This window comes from Gordonia amarae NBRC 15530, assembly GCF_000241345.1.
In the GTDB taxonomy this organism is placed as follows: domain Bacteria; phylum Actinomycetota; class Actinomycetes; order Mycobacteriales; family Mycobacteriaceae; genus Gordonia; species Gordonia amarae.
Genome location: NZ_BAED01000070.1, coordinates 22,488 through 44,193, shown reverse-complemented (window position 1 = coordinate 44,193; position 21,706 = coordinate 22,488). Strand labels below are relative to the sequence as shown.

Annotated in this window: 15 protein-coding genes; 8 read left to right on the top strand and 7 right to left on the bottom strand. The window is 68.0% G+C overall.

Annotated elements, in window-relative coordinates:
* Window positions 1-53: 53 nt before the first annotated feature.
* Together GOAMR_RS20940 and GOAMR_RS20935 are read right to left on the bottom strand one after the other, a co-directional pair.
* The gene (locus tag GOAMR_RS20940) at window positions 54-941 is read right to left on the bottom strand and encodes a universal stress protein (RefSeq protein ID WP_005192686.1); all 888 of its coding nucleotides are present in this window, start codon (window positions 939-941) and stop codon (window positions 54-56) included.
* 143 nt (window positions 942-1,084) lie between these two features.
* Window positions 1,085-2,926 (bottom strand): NAD(P)/FAD-dependent oxidoreductase, encoded by a 1,842-nt coding sequence (locus GOAMR_RS20935; RefSeq protein ID WP_005192682.1) that lies wholly within the window; start codon window positions 2,924-2,926, stop codon window positions 1,085-1,087.
* A 311-nt stretch (window positions 2,927-3,237) separates the two neighbouring features.
* Here GOAMR_RS20935 and GOAMR_RS20930 point away from each other — a divergent pair, with 311 nt between their 5' ends.
* The 3 genes from GOAMR_RS20930 (at window position 3,238) to nucS (ending at window position 6,678) form a co-directional block, all read left to right on the top strand.
* Window positions 3,238-4,443, top strand: a complete 1,206-nt coding sequence (locus tag GOAMR_RS20930) for a helix-turn-helix domain-containing protein (protein ID WP_040516001.1) — start codon at window positions 3,238-3,240, stop codon at window positions 4,441-4,443.
* A gap of 106 nt (window positions 4,444-4,549) precedes the next feature.
* Complete coding sequence (gene glsA / locus GOAMR_RS20925; RefSeq protein ID WP_005192677.1) at window positions 4,550-5,971, top strand: glutaminase A; 1,422 nt, start codon at window positions 4,550-4,552, stop codon at window positions 5,969-5,971.
* Window positions 5,972-5,994: 23 nt separating this feature from the next.
* Window positions 5,995-6,678, top strand: coding sequence for an endonuclease NucS (gene nucS / locus GOAMR_RS20920; protein WP_005192676.1), 684 nt, complete (start codon window positions 5,995-5,997; stop codon window positions 6,676-6,678).
* Between the two features lie 42 nt (window positions 6,679-6,720).
* On the opposite strand, the gene GOAMR_RS20915 is transcribed toward nucS, so the two are convergent.
* Both GOAMR_RS20915 and mce read right to left on the bottom strand, forming a co-directional pair.
* On the bottom strand, window positions 6,721-7,770 hold the full coding sequence (locus tag GOAMR_RS20915; protein WP_040515993.1) for a hypothetical protein: 1,050 nt from the start codon (window positions 7,768-7,770) through the stop codon (window positions 6,721-6,723).
* A 25-nt stretch (window positions 7,771-7,795) separates the two neighbouring features.
* Window positions 7,796-8,290, bottom strand: a complete 495-nt coding sequence (mce, locus tag GOAMR_RS20910) for a methylmalonyl-CoA epimerase (protein ID WP_005192672.1) — start codon at window positions 8,288-8,290, stop codon at window positions 7,796-7,798.
* Window positions 8,291-8,392: 102 nt separating this feature from the next.
* Between mce and GOAMR_RS20905 the strand changes: the two genes are divergently transcribed.
* From GOAMR_RS20905 to GOAMR_RS20885, 5 genes are all read left to right on the top strand, one after another.
* Window positions 8,393-9,577 (top strand): acetyl-CoA C-acetyltransferase, encoded by a 1,185-nt coding sequence (locus tag GOAMR_RS20905; RefSeq protein WP_005192668.1) that lies wholly within the window; start codon window positions 8,393-8,395, stop codon window positions 9,575-9,577.
* 52 nt (window positions 9,578-9,629) lie between these two features.
* Complete coding sequence (locus tag GOAMR_RS20900; protein ID WP_005192666.1) at window positions 9,630-9,995, top strand: DUF3817 domain-containing protein; 366 nt, start codon at window positions 9,630-9,632, stop codon at window positions 9,993-9,995.
* 8 nt (window positions 9,996-10,003) lie between these two features.
* Window positions 10,004-11,230 carry an MFS transporter gene (locus tag GOAMR_RS20895; protein ID WP_005192664.1) on the top strand — a complete coding sequence of 409 codons (1,227 nt, stop codon included), beginning with the start codon at window positions 10,004-10,006 and terminating at the stop codon, window positions 11,228-11,230.
* 57 nt (window positions 11,231-11,287) lie between these two features.
* Window positions 11,288-12,217 (top strand): tetratricopeptide repeat protein, encoded by a 930-nt coding sequence (locus GOAMR_RS20890; protein ID WP_005192662.1) that lies wholly within the window; start codon window positions 11,288-11,290, stop codon window positions 12,215-12,217.
* Window positions 12,218-12,382: 165 nt separating this feature from the next.
* Window positions 12,383-14,527 carry an MMPL family transporter gene (locus GOAMR_RS20885; protein ID WP_138943843.1) on the top strand — a complete coding sequence of 715 codons (2,145 nt, stop codon included), beginning with the start codon at window positions 12,383-12,385 and terminating at the stop codon, window positions 14,525-14,527.
* Between the two features lie 239 nt (window positions 14,528-14,766).
* On the opposite strand, the gene GOAMR_RS20880 is transcribed toward GOAMR_RS20885, so the two are convergent.
* The 3 genes from GOAMR_RS20880 to glgB all read right to left on the bottom strand — a co-directional run bounded on the left by GOAMR_RS20880 (window position 14,767) and on the right by glgB (window position 21,706).
* Window positions 14,767-18,096, bottom strand: a complete 3,330-nt coding sequence (locus tag GOAMR_RS20880; protein WP_005192655.1) for a BTAD domain-containing putative transcriptional regulator — start codon at window positions 18,094-18,096, stop codon at window positions 14,767-14,769.
* Between the two features lie 127 nt (window positions 18,097-18,223).
* Entirely contained in the window at window positions 18,224-19,489 is a 1,266-nt protein-coding gene (locus tag GOAMR_RS20875) for an alpha-hydroxy acid oxidase (RefSeq protein ID WP_005192652.1), read from the bottom strand.
* Window positions 19,490-19,504: 15 nt separating this feature from the next.
* A complete protein-coding gene (gene glgB, locus GOAMR_RS20870; RefSeq protein WP_005192650.1) occupies window positions 19,505-21,706 on the bottom strand; it encodes a 1,4-alpha-glucan branching protein GlgB in 2,202 nt (733 codons plus the stop codon).

The window sequence follows — 21,706 nt, the reverse complement described above, 5'->3', positions numbered from 1 at the left end:
GGGCCAAGATGGCCGGCTCTACCCGTCCGGGGACGAGGTAGAGCCGACAGCGATTAGGTGGCTTCCTGCTCGGTGGCGGGGACGACGATCATCGGAATGGCCAGGGCGCGCAGGATCTTGGACGCCGTGGAACCCAGGAAGGTGGTGTTCGGCGCGGCGAGCCGGCTCGAACCGACCATGATGACGTCACCGTCGTGCCATTCAAGGGAGGTGACGGCGTCTTCGATGGTGTGTCCCTGCGCGACCGCCGACGTGATCGGGTAGTCGTCGGGCAGCCGCTTGTGCGCCTCGTCGAGTGTTGACTGAGCGTGTTTGCGGGCGTCCTCGACGGCGACGTCGTCGGGTTGATCGGCCCAGGGCTGCACCTCGTCGAGTGCGACGAGTGAGACCATGCGGATCGGCCGGTGGGCGCGCAGACCGGCCCGGATGGCTGTCTGGAACAGGAGGTCGGTGCCGGGACGATGCCCGATCATCACCGTCAGTTCGCGCACCTGCTCGGCTCCGACATGGCTGAAGCCGAGCGGCGCCAGGGCCACCGGGAGCGGGGAGGAATGGAGGATGCCGTTGACCACGGTGCCCAGGGTGTGCCGGCCCAGGATCCCGCCGCCGGAACCACCCATGACGATGAGATCGGCACCTGACTTCCGGGCCTGACGGATGAGACCGAGCGCGGGGTTGGGATCGGTGGCGATCGTGGCGGTGGTCTCGATGTCGTCGGGAATCATGGCCGCGGCGTCGTCGAGCCATGCCTGCGCGGCGTGGTCGAGGGCGTCGGACAGTTTGTCGATATCGCTCTGCTCATCGGAGCCGGGAGCGTGTGGCTCGGGTGGGATCACGACGCAGAGTTCCAACTCGGCGTCGAGCGTGCGGGCCAGTGATGACCCGAGGGCAACGGCATCGGCCCCGCCGGCGGTGGCGATATAGGCGACGAGCAGTTTCATTGTGTGTCTCCGATCGGCAACTGACACAAGCGTAGTGCCCCGACCGCGCTCGCCGTCCGATTCCGTGCCCTTTGGTCACAGCGCATCCGAATGACGTTGAGCCCCCGGAACATACATTCCGGGGGCTCAACGGCGAGGGTCTGTCAGCTCAGGTGATGGACTTCCTGCAGCCCGTAGACGGGCGTGGGGATGCCCTCGTAACGGGCCTTGAGCTGCAGCGCCAGATACAGCGAGTAGTGGCGCGACTGGTGGAGGTTGCCGCCGTGGAACCACAGGTGCGGCTGCTGGGTGGGCTTCCACATGTTGCGTTGTTCACCCTCCCACGGCCCCGGATCCTTGGTCGTCTCCGAACCGAGGCCCCACACCTTGCCGACGCGGTCCGCCACCTCCTGGCCCATCAGGTCGGCCGCCCAGCCGTTCATCGAGCCGTAGCCGGTGGCGTACACGACGACGTCGGCCGGCAGTTCGGTGCCGTCATCGAGCACCACGCTGTTCTCGGTGAGATGGTCGACGTTGCCGTGGGCGAGCTTGATGCTCCCGTCGGCGACCAGCTCGGCCGCGCCGACATCGATGTAGTAGCCCGAGCCGCGGCGCAGGTACTTCATGAACAGGCCGGAGCCGTCGTCGCCGAAATCGAGGTCGAACCCGGCGGCGGTCAGGCCGTCGTAGAACTCCTTGTCTTGTTCGCGGATCGCGTCGTACACCGGGATCTGGAACTCGTGCATGATGCGGTACGGCAGCGAGGCGAAGGTGAAGTCGGCCTTCTTGGTGGTCATTCCGCTCTCGACGGCCCGCTGGCTGTAGAGGTCCCCGAGCGCGATCTCCATCAGCGAGTCGGACTTGACGATGTGCGTCGACGAACGCTGGATCATCGTGACGTCGATGCCGTTGTCGACGAGGGCCTTGGAGATGTCCATCGCCGAGTTGTTGGAGCCGACGACCACCACCTTCTTGCCCTTGTACCGGTCGGGACCAGGGTGCCCGCTCGAATGGTGCTGCTCGCCCTGGAAGACATCCTGGCCCGGGAACGTCGGCACGTTGGCCTTACCGGACATGCCGGTGGCCAGGACCAGTTCGGTCGGGTGCAGCGTCATCTTCTCGCCGTCCCGGTCGATCTCGACGGTCCAGGTGCCGGCATCCTCGTCATAGACGGCGGAGGTGCAGGTGGTCTTGGACCAGTAGGGCACCTCCATGACCCGCGTGTAGAACTCGAGCCAGTCGCCGATCTTGTCCTTGGGTGCGAATGTCGGCCAGTTCTCCGGGAACGGCAGATAGGGCAGGTGGTCGTACCACACCGGATCGTGCAGGCACAGCGTCTTGTACCGTCCGCGCCATTGGTCGCCGGGTCGGTCGTGCTTGTCGACGACGATCGAGGGCACACCGAGCTGGCGCAGGCGGGCACCGAGCGCGATGCCGCCCTGGCCACCGCCGATCACCAGCACAAACGGCTGGTGGCTGCGGCCGAGTTCGGTGGCCTCCGCCTCCTGCTTCTCGGCCCAGGACCGCGGGTCGGGGTCGCTGCCGTGGACGGCGCCGCGCGGGCGGCTGTGGCCGGTCGACTCCTCGTGACCCTTGAGTTCCTGGAGCGTGGTGAGCAGCGTCCAGCCCTTGTCTTCGCCGTTCTCGTCGCGCTTGATCCGCAGGTGTCCCTCGCCACGGCCGACGGCGGTCTCGAACCTGATGAACGCGGAGACAACACCGTCCCCGTCGTCGGAGGCAGGATCGGTGGTGGCGAATCCCTTCGGGTCGACGTCGTCGAGCCGGGAGCGGAGCATATCCACGATCTCGTCATGCCCCTCGACCGTCTTGATGTTCCAGGTGAAGGCGACCAGGTCGCGCCAGAAGCTGCTGGTCGCGAACAGTCCCGTGATCCGATCGATGTCGCGGGAGGCCAGGGCGTCGTTGAACGTGGTCAGCCAGGCGTCGATACGCTGTTGAGCCTCTCCGACGGATTCGGCGGCGGGTGGTTCAAGGGTCTGCGTCATGTGAGTGCACCTCCTGTGTGGGAGAGACGTGCCGACGGTTATCGGCACGGTTGTGATGTACAGCACACAACGAGGAAACGGCCTGGACAAGGGTTGCAACGGGTTGCGGTGCCGTGGGGTGGCGCTCGGTACCCCCACACCTGAGCACCATTCGGCAACGACAAGGCGCAGGCGTTGTCCGAGCCGTCCGTCGCCTCGGTGCCGTATGTGCTCGATCTGATCGAGCCGGCGCTGGCCAAGGTCACCTGACGTCGCGTGCTTGCGACCGGCTGCTTTGCGCAACTATGTGATGCGGAGCACAATCGGTGGTGATGGCACGCAGTGGAGCACTCGAACCGGCGGTGAATGTCGGTGACGACCCGAGACAGTTCGCGCAGGTCCTGAGCGCGGTGTACGACGCCGCGATGTCGGGTGCGCGGATGCCGGCACGCCCGAGGGCCGTGATCAGTGACTCGTGGCACCGCGTCCAGGGCGCCGGGGTCAATCCCGATACCGGCGGCCCCGACAGCGCCCTCGACCGCGATGAACTTGAGTCACGCAGGCAGTCGTCGGGGCTCTCGACCATCCTGCCCGACCTGACCAGCGGGCTCGATGCGGTCATCGACGGTGGCCACAACATCCTCGTGGTCGCCGACGCGCAGGGACGGGTGCTGTGGCGCAGTGGGTCACCGCGGGTGCTGATGAAGGCCGACCGGCTCGGCTTCGTCGAGGGCGCCGACTGGGCGGAGAACAACGTCGGCACCAATGCCATCGGTACCGCTCTCATGTCGGGCAGGCCGGTGCAGGTGTTCTCGGCCGAGCACTTCGTGCGCAGCCATCACGCGTGGACGTGCACCGGATCACCGATCAGGGATCCGCGCTCGGGCGAGATGCTCGGCGTCGTCGATGTCAGTGGCCCGGCGGCCACCATCCACCCGACGACGCTGGCGCTGGTCGACGCCGTCGCCCGGCTCGCCGAGTCCCAGCTGCGTGAACATCATCATCGTTCCCTCGACACATTGCGAGCGGTGGCCGCGCCCATCCTGGCGCGCTCGCCCGGTCCCGCGCTGGCCGTCGATCCGCACGGCTGGGTCGCGGCGCTCGACACCGTGTCCCCGCGCTCACGCCTGCTCCTGCCGCAGGTCGACTCCCCGGGCCGCTATTGGGTCAACACGCTCGGTGAATGCGACATCGAGGCGCTGCCCGGCGGCTGGCTGGTGCGGGTCACCGAGACGGCCGCTGCCGGGACCACCGTTGTCGAGTTGTCGGCGGCACCGAACGGTGGGTCCATCGTCACCGTCGAGAGCGGCAGCGGGAAATGGACCCACCGCCCGTCGCCCCGGCACGCGCAGATCCTCGCCTACCTCGCAGCGCACCCTGAGGGGGCGAGCGCCGCGCAGCTCTCGATGCACCTGTTCGGGGTGCCGGACCGGACGGTCACCGTCCGGGCCGAGATGTCGCGCCTGCGTAAGCATTTCGGCGGGTTGATCGTCGCCGGACCGTACCGCTTCGCCGACGCGGTCGACGTGCGCTCCTGACACCACGTCACCGCCGAATCATCGGCGCTGTCGAGAATCACGTGCACAGGGGCGATGCGGGTGCGCCGGGCGGATGAGGTGAAATCGGGCCAGTAGCGTTGGGCGCATGACCTCCTCGACCGAGGGCCGCACATCGCTGGTGGCCGGGTACCTGCAGCACATCGCCGACCAGTGTGCCGACGACCGCTCCGGCGCGGTGGCCGACTACATCCCCGAGCTTGCCGCGGTGGATCCGGATCAGTACGGGCTGTCGCTGTGCGCGCACGACGGATACCTCTACTCGGTCGGCGACACCACCACCGAGTTCACGATCCAGTCGATGTCCAAACCGCTGACGTACGCAATGGTGCTGGGCAGGCACGGCTCCGACGTCGTGGACGCGAAGATCGGGGTGGAGCCGTCGGGGGAGGCGTTCAACGAGATCAGCGTCGACAGCAGGCGCAGGCCCCGCAACCCGATGATCAATGCCGGTGCCATCACGGCGGCCTCGCTGCTGCTGCCGCAGCATCGCGAGGTGGAACCCGGCGTGGTCGATGAGGCATTCGCCGAGCTCGTCGAGTTCTACTCGGCCTGCGCCGGCCGGCGTCTGACCATCGACGACGAGGTCTATCTGTCGGAGAAGTCGACGGGCTCACGCAACCGGGCCATCGCCTACATGCTCGACAGCTTCGGGGTGCTCGGCACAGACCCGGACGCCGCCCTCGACCTGTACTTCCGGCAGTGTTCGTTGCGGGTGACCACCGCGGACCTCGCGGTCGTCGGCGTCACGATCGCCTGCGGCGGGGTCAATCCGCGCACCGGGCGGCGTGTGTTCAGCCGGCGCACCGCGCAGCGCCTGCTCAGTGTGATGACCACCTGCGGCATGTACGACGGTGCCGGCGACTGGGTGACGTCCGTGGGTATCCCCGCGAAAAGCGGGGTCGGGGGTGGAATCCTGGGGTCGCTGCCCGGACAACTCGGTATCGGGGTGTTCTCGCCCCGACTCGACGACCACGGCAACAGCGTGCGGGGCGTGGACACCTACCGGCATCTGTCGGCGGATCTGGGTCTGCACATGTTCAACATCACGCGGGAGAGCCGGGTGACGATCCGCGCCGTCTACGACATCGGCGAGTTCGAGATCGGCACGGAGTGGACCGGCGCTCAGCGCGCCCGCCTGCGCGGTTGCCGGGACCGGGTGCGGGTGTACGAGCTACAGGGCGATCTCACCTTCAGCGGTGCGGAAAGCGTCCTGCGGCGAATCGACCTCGACATCGATGCCTGTGACATCGTCATCGTCGAGATCTCCCGGATCGACGTGATCGACCCGGTGGCGCGGCGCATGGTTCTCGGCGCGGGCAGCACGCTGGCCGAACGGGGCAAGCGGGTGCTGCTCGTCGACCCCGACGGTGTGGTGCGCGAGGGCCTGCGCCGCGTCGAGAACGGATCCGGCGTGGATTCATCGTCGAAAATTATCCTGCCGCATGTGCATTCGACGATGGAGGCGGCAGTCGCCGATGCCGAGTCGATCCAGCTCGAGGGCGTGTAGGGCAGGCCACTAGACTCGGCGGGATGCGTTTGGTGATTGCGGAATGCCAGGTCGACTACGTCGGACGGCTCACGGCCCACCTCCCGATGGCAAAGCGGCTGCTGCTGGTCAAGTCCGACGGTTCAGTCAGCGTGCACGCCGACGACCGCGCCTACAAGCCGCTCAACTGGATGAGCCCGCCCTGCCGGCTCACCGAGGCGCAGGTGCCCGAGGGCACCGAGGCGCAGGCCTACTGGGTGGTCACCAACAAGGCGGGCGAGGAACTGCGGATCACCATCGCTTCGGTCGAACACGACTCCCAGCACGAACTCGGCGTCGACCCCGGCCTGGTGAAGGACGGTGTGGAGGCGCATCTGCAGGAACTGCTCGCCGAACATATCGAGACGCTCGGCGCCGGGCACACCCTGATCCGGCGCGAGTATATGACCGCGATCGGGCCCGTCGACATCCTGTGCCGTGACGCAGACGGTGCGACGGTGGCGGTGGAGATCAAGCGGCGCGGTGAGATCGACGGTGTCGAGCAACTCACCCGCTACCTCGAACTTCTCAACCGCGACACGACGATCGCTCCGGTGTCGGGGGTGTTCGCGGCCCAGCAGATCAAGCCGCAGGCGCGCACGCTCGCCGAGGACCGCGGCATCCGGTGCGTGGTGCTCGATTACGAGGAGCTGCGCGGTACCGAGAGCACCGAGTTCCGGTTGTTCTGACCGGGCGCCGGCCGATGGTGCGCCCGGTGCCCGGCCGGGTGGTCAGTGGCGTGCCTTGCCTGGTGTGATCTTCGCCTCGCCGGTCAGCGTCTTGTTGATCAGGTCGACGTCGTCGACCTCCGAGGCCAGCAGCAGTGGATCGTCTTTGCCCTCGTGGGTGAGCTTCTCGGGCAGTTCGTTGAGCAGGCTGCGGATCTCGATGACCTGACTGATGATGTTGCGGCGCACCGTGTCCGCGGAGCCGAGCAACTCGCGGGAGCGGGCCAGGCGGGCCTGCGCGATCTCGCGGGCGCGCTCCCGGGTGGCCTGTGCATCTGTATCCGCCTTCTCGCGGATCTCACGGGCGCGTTCGGTGGCCTCGGCGATGCGCTTGTCGCCGAGGGCCTTGGCCTCGTTGGTGGTCTTCTCGGCGAGCGCCTTGCTCTCGTCGGTGGTCGACTTGGCGAACGCCTGCGCCTCACCACGCGTCTTGTCGGAGAACGACTGGGCCTCGGTGCGCGTCTTCTCGGCGAAGGTCTGTGCCTCCTGGACCGTCTTCTCGGCGGTCGCCTGCGCATCTTTGACCGTCTTGTCGGCGAGCGAATGTGCCTCGCGGCGCACCTTCTCGGCGTCGGCGGTGGCGTCGCGCTTGGTCTTCTCTGCGTTGGTCTGCGCGTCACGCTTGAGTTTGTTCGCGAACGCCTGGGCCTCGGAACGGGTCTTCTCCGCATCGTCCTTGGCGGTCTTACGCAGGCCGTCGGACTCCTGGCGCGCGATGGACAGCGTCTCCGCGGCTTCCGAGGAGGCCTCCGCACGCATCTCGGAGGCCTCGTCGGAAGCGAGTTGCAACATCCGGGACAGACGTTCGCTCATGCCCTGGGCGGTGGTCGGCGGCACCGACAGCCGGTCGACCTCGCCGCGCAGTTCGGCGATCTCGTCGCGGGCGCTGTCGAGGTGCGCGGCCAGTTCCCGGGCGTTGGCCGCGGCCGCGTCCCGGTCGGCTGCGAGCAGCCGCATCTCGGCGTCGACGCGCCGCAGATGTTCGATCACTTGTTCGCGATCGAAACCGCGCATCACTACGGTGAATGTATCCGTCCCGGGTCCAGCTGCCATGCCGCAGAGTTTAGCCGAGTCGGCGTCAGTGGCCTACGTTGTGCGCGGCCGGCTCCACGAGCTCAAGAAGGACGCCACCAGCATCTTTGGGATGAACGAAATTGATTCGCGAATCTGCGGTGCCGCGCTTGGGGGCGGGGTACAGCACGCGCACGCCGGCACCGGTGAGTCGCTCGCAGACCGCGTCCACATCGGTGACCCGGACGGCGAGCTGCTGCAGGCCGGGGCCGCTGCGGGCGATGAACTTGGCGATCGTCGACTCCTCGTTGAGCGGGGCGAGGAGCTGGATGACGGCGGCACCCGAGGCGTCGGCGCCGGCGGGGCCGATCATGGCCTCCTCGACACCCTGCTCGGCGTTGGTCTCCTGATGCAGCGTGACGAAGCCGAGGTTGTCCTCATACCACTTCTTGGCGGCGTCGAGATCGGGCACCGCGATGCCGACATGATCGACGGCGGTGACGAGGTCGGCGATGAGGGCGGTGGCTGGGGTGGCAGCGGGGTCTGCCGATTGTGTGGTCATGGTCTCACGGTAGCGTTAATCGGGTACGCCCGAACGCCCGCTCGGTCGATTGGTGCCGGTGCGGGGCGGTTCGGACCCTGAACAACCGTGGAGGTCTTCCCAATGTCGACGGTCATAGTCGCCGGTGCACGCACGCCCTTCGGTCGCCTGAGCGGCGGGCTCAAAGATTTCAGCGGCGTCGACCTGGGTGCCGTCGCCATCAAGGGCGCACTGGAGAAGGCGGGTGTCCCGGCCTCCGAGGTGCAGTACGTGATCATGGGCCAGGTCCTCACCGCGGGCGCCGGCCAGATGCCCGCCCGGCAGACCGCCATCAAGGCCGGTATCGGCTGGGACGTGCCCGCGCTGAGCATCAACAAGATGTGCCTGTCGGGCATCGACGCGATCGCGCTGGCCGATCAGCTCATCCGCGCCGGCGAGTTCGACGTCGTCGTGGCCGGCGGCCAGGAGTCGATGACGCAGGCTCCTTACATCCTCCCGGGTGCGCGCGGCGGCTACCGGTACGGCAATGCCGAGATCCTCGATCACACCGCCTTCGACGGCCTGCACGACGTGTTCACCGATCAGGCGATGGGCCTGCTCACCGAGCAGGGCAACGACACCGACGGCTTCACCCGCGAGCAGCAGGACGAATTCGCCGCCCGCAGCCACCAGCTGGCCGCCGCCGCGCAGAAGAACGGCGTGTTCGCCGACGAGATCGTGCCGGTCAGCATCCCGCAGCGCAAGGGTGACCCGATCGAGTTCACCGTGGACGAGGGCGTGCGCGCCGACACCTCCACCGATTCGCTGGGCCGGCTGCGTCCGGCGTTCCGCAAGGACGGCACCCTGACCGCGGGCAACTCCTCGCAGATCTCCGACGGTGCCGCGGCGGTCGTGGTGATGAGCAAGGCCAAGGCCGAGGAACTCGGCGTCACCTGGCTGGCCGAGATCGGCGCACACGGCGTCGTCGCCGGGCCCGACTCCAGCCTGCAGGCGCAGCCCGCGAATGCCATCGAGAAGGCTTGTGCCCGTGAGGGAATCGCGGTGTCCGACCTGGATCTCGTCGAGATCAACGAGGCCTTCGCGGCCGTCGGACTGGCCTCGGCCAAGCAACTCGGAATCGACGATGCCATCGTCAACGTCAACGGCGGCGCCATCGCCATCGGCCACCCGATCGGCACCTCGGGCGCCCGCATCACCTTGCACCTCGCGCTCGAACTGCAGCGTCGTGGTGGCGGCATCGGTGCGGCCGCGCTGTGCGGTGCCGGTGGTCAGGGCGACGCCCTGATCGTGCGGGTTCCGAAGGCCTGAAAAGGAGATCTGTACTACACCTTGTCGTAGTCGGTCCGGGACGTTCGGCACAATGGTGGGCATGGTGAAAGACTTCTTCGATTTCAGCACGCCCGCCAAGCGGTTCCGTTTTGTCGCAATTCTTGAGGCGATCACGTGGTTCGCCCTGATCATCGCGATGATCGTCAAGCGGGTCGCCGACAACGACGGTGCGGTGCAGGTGCCGGGCATGGTGCACGGGATCGTGTTCATCGCCTTCGTGGCGATCTCCTTCCTCACCGCGAAGGCACTGGCCTGGAACGTCAAGGTGACCGGGCTGGCGCTGGTCTCCAGCATCCCGCCGTTCGGCACGCTCGTGTTCGAGTGGTGGGCCGCGCGTAACGGGCACCTCGCCGAGCTCTCGACCGGTTCCGCGTCGACATCTCCGGCGACCGCGTAGTCCGCGGGGTGACGCCCGCCGACGGTCCTCCCGCGGTCCGGGCCCGGCGCAGCGTCACCGCGGTCTTCGCGCTGAACGGTTTCCTCGCCGCGCTGTGGGTGGCCCACATCCCGGTGATCACGGAGCGGGCGCATGTGTCGCACGCCCAGCTCGGTGGCCTGCTGCTGCTGATCGGGGCGTCGGCCTTCGTGGCGATGCAACTGTGCGGCCCGGTGATCGACCGGTGGGGGTCACGTCCCACCACGATCGCCGCCGCGCTGCTGCTCAGCGTCGCGATCATCGGTCCGGCGCTGGCGCGCAATCCAGAGGCGCTCGCGGCGTCGCTGGCGCTGTTCGGGTTCGCCAACGGGGCGCTCGACGTGTCAATGAACGCGCAGGCCGTCGCCGTGGAGCGCGCGTACCGCAGGCCCATCATGTCGGCGTTCCACGGATACTTCTCCGTCGGGAGTCTGCTCGGCTCCGGCCTGGTGGCATTGACCCTGTGGCTCGATGCCGGGGTGGTGCCGACGGTGATCGGCGCCGCCGTGTTCGGTGCCGCGGCGGTGGCCGCTGTCCGGCGATGGCTGGTGCCGCGCGGATACGGCGATCCGACGATCGAGGTGCTGCCCGGCGAAGCCGCGGGGGAGCCGGAGACATCGAGCAGTCGTGGATCGCGGTGGTGGCATGAGGTGGATCTGCGGCAGCTGGGCTTGATGGCACTGGTCGCGTTCGCGCTGATGCTCGCCGAGGGCACGGCCTACGACTGGAGTGCGCTGCACGTCGTGGAGACCTTCGGCACCACCGAGGCGATCGGTGCCATCACTTTCGGCGCGTTCAGCGCGGCGATGACGGTGGCGCGCCTGGGTATCGACCGGATCACCGCGTCCGTCGGCGCGGTGCGCCTGGTCCGGTACGGCGCACTCATCGGGGCCGTGGGGATGACCGTTGCTGTGCTGGCACCCGTCGCACCGCTGGCCATCGCGGGCTGGACGGTGTTCGGCATCGGCCTGGCCGGGCTGATCCCGCAGATCTTCACCGCCGCCGGAAACCTCACGGTGCGGGCGAGCGGCCGGGCGATCTCGGTGGTCGTCGGGTGTGGCTACCTCGGCATGCTCGCCGGTCCCGCAGTCATCGGCTTCCTCAGCGGCGCCGTCGGGCTGAACGGGGCACTGGTCGTCGCCGTCGTGGCGCTGGCGTTTGCGGCGGCGGCCGCCGGTGTGGTCGCTCCCCGTAACCGCATCTCACCTACGTCGTGACACACTGGAGAGGTGACACGACCTACTCGTCGGCAGCAGGCCGCCGCTGCCGTTGCAATGTCCGGTGCGGTGGACCTCACAGCCTTGAAGGAACGCGCGGACGCCCAGCGGGCTGCATCCCAGAGTCGCGGACCCGCCCCGCAATCGCCACCGTCCGCGGCCCCCGGCCACGCCGGTCAGACACCTCCCGCCGGTGGTGGCCCGGCGGTCATCGACGTCACCGACGCCACGTTCGAGACGGACGTCATCGAACGCTCCACCCGTCAGCTCGTCGTCGTCGACCTGTGGGCCACGTGGTGCGGTCCGTGTAAGCAGCTCTCGCCGATCCTGGAGTCCCTGGCAGCGCAGGCCAACGGGGCGTGGGTGCTCGCGAAGGTGGATGTCGACGCCAATCCCGGTATCGCACAGGCATTCCGGGCGCAGTCGATCCCGATGGTCATCGCGATCGCCCAGGGGCAGCCGGTCACCGCGTTCCAGGGTGTGCAGCCCGCCGGGCAGGTCGCCGCCTGGATCGACGACATCCTGGCCAAGGTCGGCCATACCTTCACCGGTGCTCCCGGCGAGGCCGTGGACGAGCCCGTGGTCGATGAGCGGATGGCGGCTGCCGACGACAAGATGAACGCCGGCGATTTCGCCGGTGCGCTGGAGGCGTACAAGGCGATCGTCGCCGAGGAACCGGGCAACCTTGAGGCGGCGTCGCTGGTGCGCAACCTGGAGTTCATGATCCGGGCCAGTGCGCACGATCCGTCGATCGTGCAGACCGCCGCGCCCGGCGACGTCGACGCCCAGCTCGCGGCCGCCGACGTGCTGCTCGCCAATCAGCAACCGGAAGCCGCCTTCGACCGCATCATCGCCCTGGTCAAGGTGGCTTCGGGCGACGACCGCACCGCGGCCCGCACCCGCCTGCTGGAACTCTTCGAGCTCTTCGACCCGGCCGAACCGTTCGTGGTCACGGCGCGGCGCAAACTGGCCAGTGCCCTGTTCTGACTCGTAAACCTTGCCGGCAGTTCCGAAATCCGGAACTGCCGGCAACGTTTGGCGGAGAGTCTGGTGGTTGTAGAGCCACTTCACGCTGGGATGTGAACTGTGACCGGCGGCCTGCTCCAAGTCGGGTACAAGCGGTCGCCAAGTGGGGTCGGCGACGCTGTCGGCATGAAAACCACATTGCTGTACCGGCTGGGCCATCTCAGTGCCCGGCATCCGGTCCGGGCACTGCTCGGATGTCTCGGCGCGCTCGTCGTGCTGCTGGCCGTGTCGACGACGTTCGGCGGTGAGACCCAGGAGAACTGGGACGTCACCGGCGTGCCGTCCCAGCACGGCGTCGAACTGCTCCGGGAGCACCAGCCCGGGGTGGGGGATGCCTTCTCCCGCGTCGTCGTGCATTCGGGCGACGGTGCGCTCACGGGCGCCGAGACGGCGGACCTGCGGACCAGGCTTGAGGCGATGCCGCACGTTGTGTCGGTGTCGGAGCCGCGCCTCAGCGACGACCGGGACACCGCGGTGATCACCGTCGGCTACGACGTCCCGGTCACCCACAAGGACCTGATGGGCAACGACAAGCCGCTCAACGAGGCGGTCGCCGACGCGCGGGCGGCGGGTCTCACAGTGGAGATGAACGGTGCCGTGCCGGAGACCGCCGCCGCACCGGTGGAGGGATACGCCGAGATCATCGGTGTGGTGCTGGCACTGCTGATCATGGTGCTCGCCTTCGGTTCTGTGGTGGCAGCCGGCCTGCCGATCGTCTCGGCGATCGTCGGTGTCGTCGCCACGTCCGCAGGTGTCACACTGCTGGCGGCGGCGATGAAGGTCAGCCCCAACGCGCCGATGGTGGCCAGCATGGTGGGTCTCGGTGTGGGCATCGACTACGCACTGCTGGTGGTGAACCGGCATGTGGAGAACCTGCGCGATGGTCACATCGTGGTTGAGTCGGCGGCCAGGTCGGTTGCCACCGCGGGCCGTTCGGCGGTCATCGCGGCGACGACGGTTCTGGTGTCGCTGATGGGGCTGCGGTTGGCGGGGCTGCCCACCTATTCGTCGTTCGGGTTCGCCACCGCGATCGCCGTGGTCGCGATGCTGGCCGCGACACTCGTCGTGGTGCCCGCCCTGTGTGCGCTGGCCGGCAAGCGGTTGAGTCCGCGTAAGGAACGCAAGACCGACGCCGCACCCGTCGCCGCGACCGAGACGTTCATCGGTCGCTGGGCCGCTGCGGTCGGTCGTCGGCCGCTCGTCGCTGCGCTGTTGGCGGTGATCGTGATGGTCACCCTCGCCGCCCCGGCCGTCGCGATGCGGACCTGGCCCTCGGATGCCAGTGCGCAGTCGAGCGAGCTGACCACCCGCCGCGCCTACGACCTGCTGGCCGAAGAGTTCGGGCCGGGTGCCAACGCCGAGGTGCTGATCGTCACAGAGAACACCGGACCCGGCAAGGCCGACCCGGCGGCGGTGGCATCGGCACTCGATCGCATCTCCTACGAACACGGAGTGGTATCGGTGAGCCCGCTGATGCCGTCGCCCGACAAGGCGATCGGCGTCGCCCAGGTGACCATCGCCTACGGGCCGTCGGCCGAGCAGACCGGCGATGTGCTCGCGGCGATCCGCGACCAGTTGCCCGACGGTGCTGTACTGACCGGCGAGACCGCCTACTACAACGACATCTCCGACATGCTCGCCGTCCGGCTGTGGGTGGTCATCGGGTTCGTCGTCGCCGCGTCGGTGATCCTGCTGACGATCGTGTTCCGGTCGGTGATCATCCCGGTCAAGGCCGCGATCATGAACCTGCTGTCGGTCGCCGCCGCCTACGGCGTCATCACCGCGGTGTTCCAGTGGGGCTGGGGATCGTCGCTGCTGGGCGTGGATCAGCCTGTGGCCGTGTCGAGTTGGGTGCCGATCCTGATCTTCGCGATCCTGTTCGGGTTGTCCATGGACTACGAGGTGTTCCTGCTCTCCCGCATCCGCGAGGAGTGGCTCGCCACGGGCGATCCGCGCGGCAGCGTCATCAGCGGGCTGGCCAAGACCGGCCGGGTCATCACGGTCGCGGCTGCGGTGATGGTGGCGGTGTTCCTGAGCTTCTCCACCGAAACCGACATCATGCTGAAGATGGCGGGCCTCGGGATGGCCGTGGCGGTCTTCCTCGACGCGACCGTGGTCCGGATGGTGCTGGTGCCGGCGACGATGTCGCTGCTGGGCCGTTACAACTGGTGGCTGCCGGCGTGGCTCGACAGGATTCTGCCGACGATCGATCTTGAAGCAGCAGAAGAGGATCCGGACGCATCGCCGGAACTGGTCCCCACCGCTGTGTGAGCCCTTCGCCGGTTGAGGTGCGAGCCCCGCGAGCCTCGAAACCCCGTGAGATGACACTGTTCGCTCACCGGGTTTCGAGGCTCGGTCGCTGGGCGACCTCGCACCTCAACCAGCGGGGGTCGGGTCGGGGTAGTGGAGGTGGCCGATTGTCGTCGGAAGCCGAAGCGATCCCGCTCGCCGGCGAACTGTTGCCGCGCGGGTGGGGGTCGGGTCGGGGTAGTGGAGGTGGCCGATTGTCGTCAGAAGCCGAAGCGATCCCGCTCGCCGGCGAACCATTGCCGGACGGGCGGGATTCGCCATCGGTCCATCAGGCGTTCGGCGTCGTCGGCGTGCCGGGACGCGAGTTCGGTGTCACCCATCGAGAATGCGGCCAGTGCCAGGAAGGCATCGGCGGGACCGATCGCGGTGCCCGCACCCGCGTTCACCGACCACCCCGCCATCGGTGCGAGCAGATCGTAGGCCTGGCGGCCGAGATCGGGCAGCTCCAGATGGGCGGCGACCTCACCGGCCGCCGCCCACTCGGCCAGCGAATACCAGTCATGCGAGGACAGACCGGGATCTTCGACGATCGAGGCGCGCGCAGCTTCGTGATCGCCGATACGGAGATACAGTGCGGCCCGGAAACATCCGACGGGCATCTGATCGATGACGGGCCCGGAGAAGTGCGCGGCCACCGCAGACAGCGAACCGTCCCACAGGGCGATTCCCAGCTTGATACCCATGCTCGCGACCGGAGACTGGGTCAGCCGCACCCGGTGCTCGAGCTGAAAGTACTCGTCGGCCAGCGCACGGGCCCGGGCGAAATCACCCGACATCGCATGCCAGGTCACCGCTGTCGACAACACCACCATCACCAGAAACGGGCGTCGTCGGCGGCGGGCGTCGGCGAGGGCGATGTCCAGCAGCGGCCATATCCGTTCGGGATGGCCGAGCTGGGCGTGCGCATTCGCGCACAGGGACGTCGCCAGGATCCGGCTGTCGACATCGCCCACCCGCAGCGCCAGTTCCTTGGCGCGTTCGAGCATGGTGAGTCGCTGCTCGGCGTTGTCGGCCGACCACAACGCCTGCTGCCCGGCCAGCATCGCGGCCAGTTCCAGGCGGTCGTCGCCGAGCTCGATGGCAATCGAGGTGGCGGCCGCGACGAGCTCGCGGCGTTCGGTGATCGGGGAGGTGTAATAGATCTCGTTGGCCAGAGCCAGCATCACCTCGGCACGCAGCGCCGAGCTTTCACGCGACGGCGTGGCGGCGAGCATCGTGAGCGCCTCGCGCAGTGCTTCGACCACATGATCGTTCTGGTCGCCGACACCGACCGAGAACCAGGCCGAACCACGCGAGGGCAGAACCCCGGCCCGGGCGAGCCATGTCCCATTCCCCGATCGGTGGGCCAGGCCGATCGCCGCCTCCAACGGTTCTTCGAGCGCGGTCCAATCCCCGCGTCGGCGATGGCATTCGGCCAGATCCAGCAGCAACTCGAACTCGTCGGCGCCATCGGCGGTCCGATCACCGGGCAGTGCCTCCAGCGCGGCGGTGTACAGACTGACGCTCTCGTCGTCCGCGAATACCTCGGCAGCCTGATGGGCGGCGTCCCGTGCGGCCCGCCAGGCCCGCGCCCGGTGCGCCGGACCGGCCGACAGCCAATGGTGGGCGATCTCCGAACCCCGGCCCCCGAGGTCGGTGAGGGTCTGCGCGGCGCGGGCATGGACCGAGGCGCGCCGGGTCGGAGCCGACACCGAATAGATGTGATCGCGGACCAGGGCATGTGCGAAGACGAACTCGCCGATCCCTTCCTCACGGATCAGGCCCGCCGCGACTGCCGTGTCGAGCAGGTCCAGGGCGGTGTCGGGGTCTTCGTCCCGGACTCCGCACAGGACGGGCAGTGTGAACTCGCGACCCAGGACCGCTGCGGTCTGCAGGATGCGGGCGGTGTCGGCGCCGAGTCTGTCGATGCGCCGGCCGATCACCTCACCGACCGCCGTCGGTGGGCGCGGTTCGGCCAGCAACTGCGACACGCTACCCGAATGCTGTGCGAGACGGGCGTATTCGACGACGAAGAAGGGGTTGCCGTCGGTGCGGCCGGTGAGCTGGACGGCCTGGGAGTCCGATGTCGTGGTCCCGGCGACCGAGTGCATCACCTCGGCCACCGCATCGGAGTCGAGTCCGTCGAGCGGGATACGGGTGGCGTGGCGCCTGCCCAGCGATTCGGACAGTTCGGCGAGCGGAACGGTGCCGTCGACGCCGCGCCAGGTCAGCAGCACCATGAGCTGCGAATCGCCGGAGATCTCGCCGAGCAGTTGCAGCACCCGCAACGTCGACGGGTCGGCCCAGTGCAGGTCATCGATCGCGATGAGCACGGGCCTGCGCGACGATTCGGCCAGTACCTCCGCGACGATCCGTTCGCGCAACCGGAACGCGGCGCCCTCGTCGGTGTGGGCACCGGCGGTGATCGTCGGCAGGTCCCGGCCCCACCGCGTCAGGATCTGCGCCCACGGCCACAGCGGCGGCGCACCGTCGTCCTGGGAACAGCGGGCCCACCCGACGAGGGCGCCCTCGCGTGCGGCCGTGAGGGCCGTTTCGGTGACCAGCCGGGTCTTGCCGATGCCGGCTTCGCCGCTGATCACCACGAACTCCGTCGACCCTGCCACCGATCGCTGCCACGCCGACGACAATTCGGCCAGCTCAGCCGCCCGGCCGGCCGTGGGCCACGGTAGGGCGGGTACGGCGTCGGCCGCCGGTGGCGCCGGTGCCCGGTCGGGCCGGGTCGCCGCCTGCGGAACCGCCGATGCCGGACGATCCCAGGCGATGGACGAATCCTGTTGCAGGATGGCCGATTGCAGTTCCCGGATCGCCGGACCCGGCAGCAGTCCCAGCTCTTCGTCGAGAACCCTTCGCAGATCGTCGATCACCGCGAGCGCATCGGCCTGCCGCCCGCACCGTGCCAACGCGAGAGCCCTGATCCGCCAAAGGCTTTCGCGCAGCGGGTAACGGGTGATCAGCGCTTCGGCAGCCGCCGCGACCGCGGTGTGCCTGCCCAGCGCCGTCGACACCTCCAGGCGCAGTTCCTCACCGAGGACACGTAGTTCGTCCAGGCGTGATCGTTCGGCGGCCGCGGCGTCGCCCAGATCGGCGTACGCCTCACCACGCCACAGCGACAACGCGTCGGCCAGGTCGGCGTCAACCTGCTCCAAGCTCTCGGCGGTCAGACCGGCGAGACTGTCGCGGCGCGCGTCGACGCCGGTGATCACCGATTCGAAGACGTCGGCGTCGACGCTGCGCGGCGTGAGGTCCAGCGCGTAGCCGGGCGCCCGGGTCAATAGCACCGTGGCGGGTTGGCGCGGCTTACGATCGGGCTCCAGAGCCCGCCGCAAGCCCGACACATACGCCTGCAACGTGGTCATCACCGACGCCGGCGGATGCTCGCCCCACAACTGCGCGATCAGCGAATCCACCGACACGGCGTGCGGCCGCGCCAGCACCAGCGCCGCCAGCAGGGCCCGGGCCTTTGGGGTGCCCAGGTCGACGGGAACGCCGTCGCGGGTCACCTCCAGGTGGCTGAGGATCGCGAACTTCACCGGCCAAGGATACGGCTCGACTCAGTGTGTCCGGGCGATGCTGTGAGCATGCCGGAAATGAGGGAAGCGAATGAGACCGGCGCCAGGTTCTGATCGGTCCACCTTGATGGATGGGAAGTGTGTTCGGTCAGGTGTGCTGCACGCTGGGGCAATCGGGCAGCGGGACCAGCCGGGTGAGCTGGGTGACGTGGTGGGGGCCGAGTTCGGTGAGGGAGGAGACGCCAAGCAGGGCCATGGTGCGTTCGATCTCGGTGCGCAGGATCTCGATGGTCTTGTCGACACCTTCGCGGCCGCCGGCCATCAGGCCGTACAGGTAGGCGCGGCCGATCAGGGTGAAATCGGCGCCGAGTGCGACGGCGGCGACGATGTCGGCGCCGTTCATGATGCCGGTATCGACCATCACGGTGAAGTCTTCGCCGACGGCGGCCCGCACCTTGGGTAGCAGGTGGAACGGGATAGGTGCCCGGTCGAGCTGTCGCCCACCATGATTGGACAGCACGATGCCGTCGACGCCCACATCGCGCAGCCGCACCGAATCCGCCACGGTCTGCACGCCTTTGACGAGGATCTTGCCCGGCCACAGCTCGCGGATGATGTCGAGGTCCGCGAAGCTGATGGTGGGGTCCATCGCAGCGTTGAGCAACTCGCCGACGGTGCCGCCGGTGGAACTGAGTGAGGCGAACTCCAGCGTCGGTGTGGTGAGGAAGTCGATCCACCACCACGGCCGGGGGATGGCGTTCACGATGGTGCCGAGCGTGAGCTGCGGCGGGATCGAGAACCCGTTGCGTTTATCGCGCAGGCGGGCACCGGCGATCAGGGTGTCGACGGTGAACATCAGGGTGTCGAAACCGGCGTCGGCGGCGCGGCGGGCCAGGCCGTAGGAGATCTCCCGTTCCCGCATCACATACAGCTGGAACCAGTTGCGGCCATCCGGGTTCGCCGCGCGCACATCCTCGATCGAGGTGGTTCCGAGAGTGGACAGCGTGAACGGGATACCCGCCGCACCGGCCGCGCCGGCACCGGCCACCTCACCCTCGGTCTGCATCAGCCGGGTGAATCCGGTAGGGGCGATCCCGAACGGCAGGGCACTGCGGGCGCCGAGAACCTCGCACGAGGTGTCGACGCTGGGGGCGGGCGCGAGGATGCCCGGATGAAACTCGATGTCCTTGAACGCCTGCCGCGCCCTGGCCAGCGACAACTCGCCCTCGGCGGCGCCGTCGGTGTAGTCGAACGCGGCCTTGGGGGTGCGGCGTTTGGCGATGATGCGCAGATCGTCGATGGTGAGAGCCTTACCGAGCCTGCGTGTGCGCGAGTTCAATTCGGGCTTCTTGAACTGCATCAGTTCGAGAAGCTCCGCGGGCTTGGGGAATTGGCGCTGGATGCCGCTCATCATCGAGCCTTCCTTCCGCTAGGACTCCGGCGTCAGCCAGATCGCCGAATTGGCCGGGATCGTCACCGCCGCCGACGTGGGCTGTCCGTGCAGTCCCGGGCCGTCCGCGGCGACGCTGCCCATGTTGCCGATACCGCGGCCGTTGTACGCCGCCGAATCGGTGTTGAGGATCTCCGTCCAGGTTCCGCCCCGGGGCAGCCCGATCCGGTAGCCGGCCCGGTCGCTGCCGGAGAAGTTGAACACACAGGCCATCACCGACCCGTCTGAACCGAACCGCAGGAACGAGATCACATTGTTGGCGGAATCGTCGGCCTCGATCCACGAGAATCCGTCAGGCGTCGCGTCCTGGCTGTACAGCGCGGGTGATCCGCGGTAGACGCGGTTCAGGTCGCCGACGAGTGCCGAGATGCCCGCATGCAGTTCGCCCTCCCAGCCCTGCAGCTGATCCCAGTCCAGACTCCGGTTGTCGGCCCATTCCCGGGACTGCCCGAACTCCTGGCCCATGAACAGCAGTTGCTTGCCCGGGTGCGACCACATGAACGCCAGGAACACCCGCACACCACACGCCTTGATGAAGGCGTCGCCGGGCATCCGGGTCCACAGCGTCCCCTTGCCATGCACCACCTCGTCGTGCGAGATCGGTAGCACGAAATTCTCACTCCATGCGTACATCAGTGAGAACGTCAGATCCTGATGGTGGAAACTGCGGTGCACCTGATCGCGCGAGAGATACCCCAGGGTGTCGTGCATCCAGCCCATGTTCCATTTCAGGGTGAATCCCAGACCGCCCGCATCTGTCATCCTGGTGACTCCCGGCCAGGCGGTGGATTCCTCGGCAATGGTGACCACACCCGGAAAGTGTTTGTGCACAGTCGCATTGGTTTCCTGCAGGAACTGCACCGCCTCCAGGTTCTCGCGGCCACCGTGAATGTTGGGCCGCCACTGACCCGACGGCCGCGAATAGTCCAGATACAGCATCGATGCGACTGCGTCCACGCGCAGGCCGTCGATGTGGAACTCGCTGAACCAGAACAGCGCGTTGGCCACCAGGAAGTTGCGCACCTCGTGCCGGCCGAAGTCGAAAACGTAGGTGCCCCAGTCCAGTTGTTCGCCGCGCAGCGGATCGGCGTGCTCGTACAGCGGGGTGCCGTCGAAGCGGGCCAGCGCCCAGTCGTCCTTGGGGAAGTGTGCCGGCACCCAGTCGACGATGACCGCCACGCCCAGCGAATGCAGATGGTCGATCAGGTAGCGCAGGTCGTCGGGGCTGCCGAAGCGGGAGGTGGGGGCGTAGTAGGAGGTGACCTGATAACCCCACGAGCCGCCGAACGGGTGCTCGGCCACCGGCAGGAACTCGACGTGCGTGAAACCCTTCTCCACGACATAGGCGCCCAGCTGATCGGCGAGTTCGCGATAGTCCAGGCCGAGACGCCAGGACCCCAGGTGCACCTCGTAGATGCTCATCGGCCGCTCGACGGGATGCTCCGCCGTGCGCCGTGCCAGCCAGTCGTCGTCGCCCCACTCGTACGTCGACTCGTTGACGATCGACGAGGTGGCGGGCGGTGGATTGGTCTGCCGCGCCATGGGATCGGCCTTGTCCCGGATCACGCCGTCGGCGCCGTGGATGCGGAACTTGTAGCGCGCGCCGCCGCGCACATCGGGGATGAACACCTCCCACACACCGCTGGAACCGACCATCCGCATCGGATGGGCCCGCCCGCCCCACGCGTCGAAATCACCGACGACGGCAACACCTTTGGCGTTGGGCGCCCACACCGAGAACGCCGTGCCGGTGACCTCACCGTCGGCGGTCTTGTAGCTGACCACCCGCGCACCCAGTGCCTCCCAGAGGGTTTCGTGACGGCCCTCGGCGAACAGGTGCACATCGATCTCGCCGATGCTGGGCAGGAAGCGGTAGCCGTCAGCGACGACGAACTCGCCGGTGCCGCCCGAGCCGTTCGGGTACACAATCCGATAGCGGTAATCGACGAGATCGGAGATCGGTACGGCCACGGAGAACAGGTCGCCATCCGATCGCATCGGATAGTCGACGCCGCCGATGACCGCGGCCACCGAGAGTGCAGAGGGCCGCAGTGTGCGCAGAATGGTGTACCCGTCACCGGTGTCATGGGCGCCGAGGAAGGCATGCGGATCGGGATGGGTGAGGCTACCGAGCCGGTTCAGATCGTGCTGCGGTGCACGGGCGTCGGGTGCGTCGGTCAT

Coding starts and splice junctions, on each gene's coding strand:
- GOAMR_RS20885 (WP_138943843.1), top strand. CDS start 12,383: ATGAAAACCACATTGCTGTACCGGCTGGGCCATCTCAGTGCCCGGCAT.
- GOAMR_RS20875 (WP_005192652.1), bottom strand. CDS start 19,489: ATGATGAGCGGCATCCAGCGCCAATTCCCCAAGCCCGCGGAGCTTCTC.
- glgB (WP_005192650.1), bottom strand. CDS start 21,706: ATGACCGACGCACCCGACGCCCGTGCACCGCAGCACGATCTGAACCGG.
- nucS (WP_005192676.1), top strand. CDS start 5,995: ATGCGTTTGGTGATTGCGGAATGCCAGGTCGACTACGTCGGACGGCTC.
- GOAMR_RS20935 (WP_005192682.1), bottom strand. CDS start 2,926: ATGACGCAGACCCTTGAACCACCCGCCGCCGAATCCGTCGGAGAGGCT.
- GOAMR_RS20915 (WP_040515993.1), bottom strand. CDS start 7,770: ATGGCAGCTGGACCCGGGACGGATACATTCACCGTAGTGATGCGCGGT.
- glsA (WP_005192677.1), top strand. CDS start 4,550: ATGACCTCCTCGACCGAGGGCCGCACATCGCTGGTGGCCGGGTACCTG.
- GOAMR_RS20940 (WP_005192686.1), bottom strand. CDS start 941: ATGAAACTGCTCGTCGCCTATATCGCCACCGCCGGCGGGGCCGATGCC.
- GOAMR_RS20905 (WP_005192668.1), top strand. CDS start 8,393: ATGTCGACGGTCATAGTCGCCGGTGCACGCACGCCCTTCGGTCGCCTG.
- mce (WP_005192672.1), bottom strand. CDS start 8,290: ATGACCACACAATCGGCAGACCCCGCTGCCACCCCAGCCACCGCCCTC.
- GOAMR_RS20930 (WP_040516001.1), top strand. CDS start 3,238: ATGGCACGCAGTGGAGCACTCGAACCGGCGGTGAATGTCGGTGACGAC.
- GOAMR_RS20890 (WP_005192662.1), top strand. CDS start 11,288: ATGTCCGGTGCGGTGGACCTCACAGCCTTGAAGGAACGCGCGGACGCC.
- GOAMR_RS20900 (WP_005192666.1), top strand. CDS start 9,630: ATGGTGGGCATGGTGAAAGACTTCTTCGATTTCAGCACGCCCGCCAAG.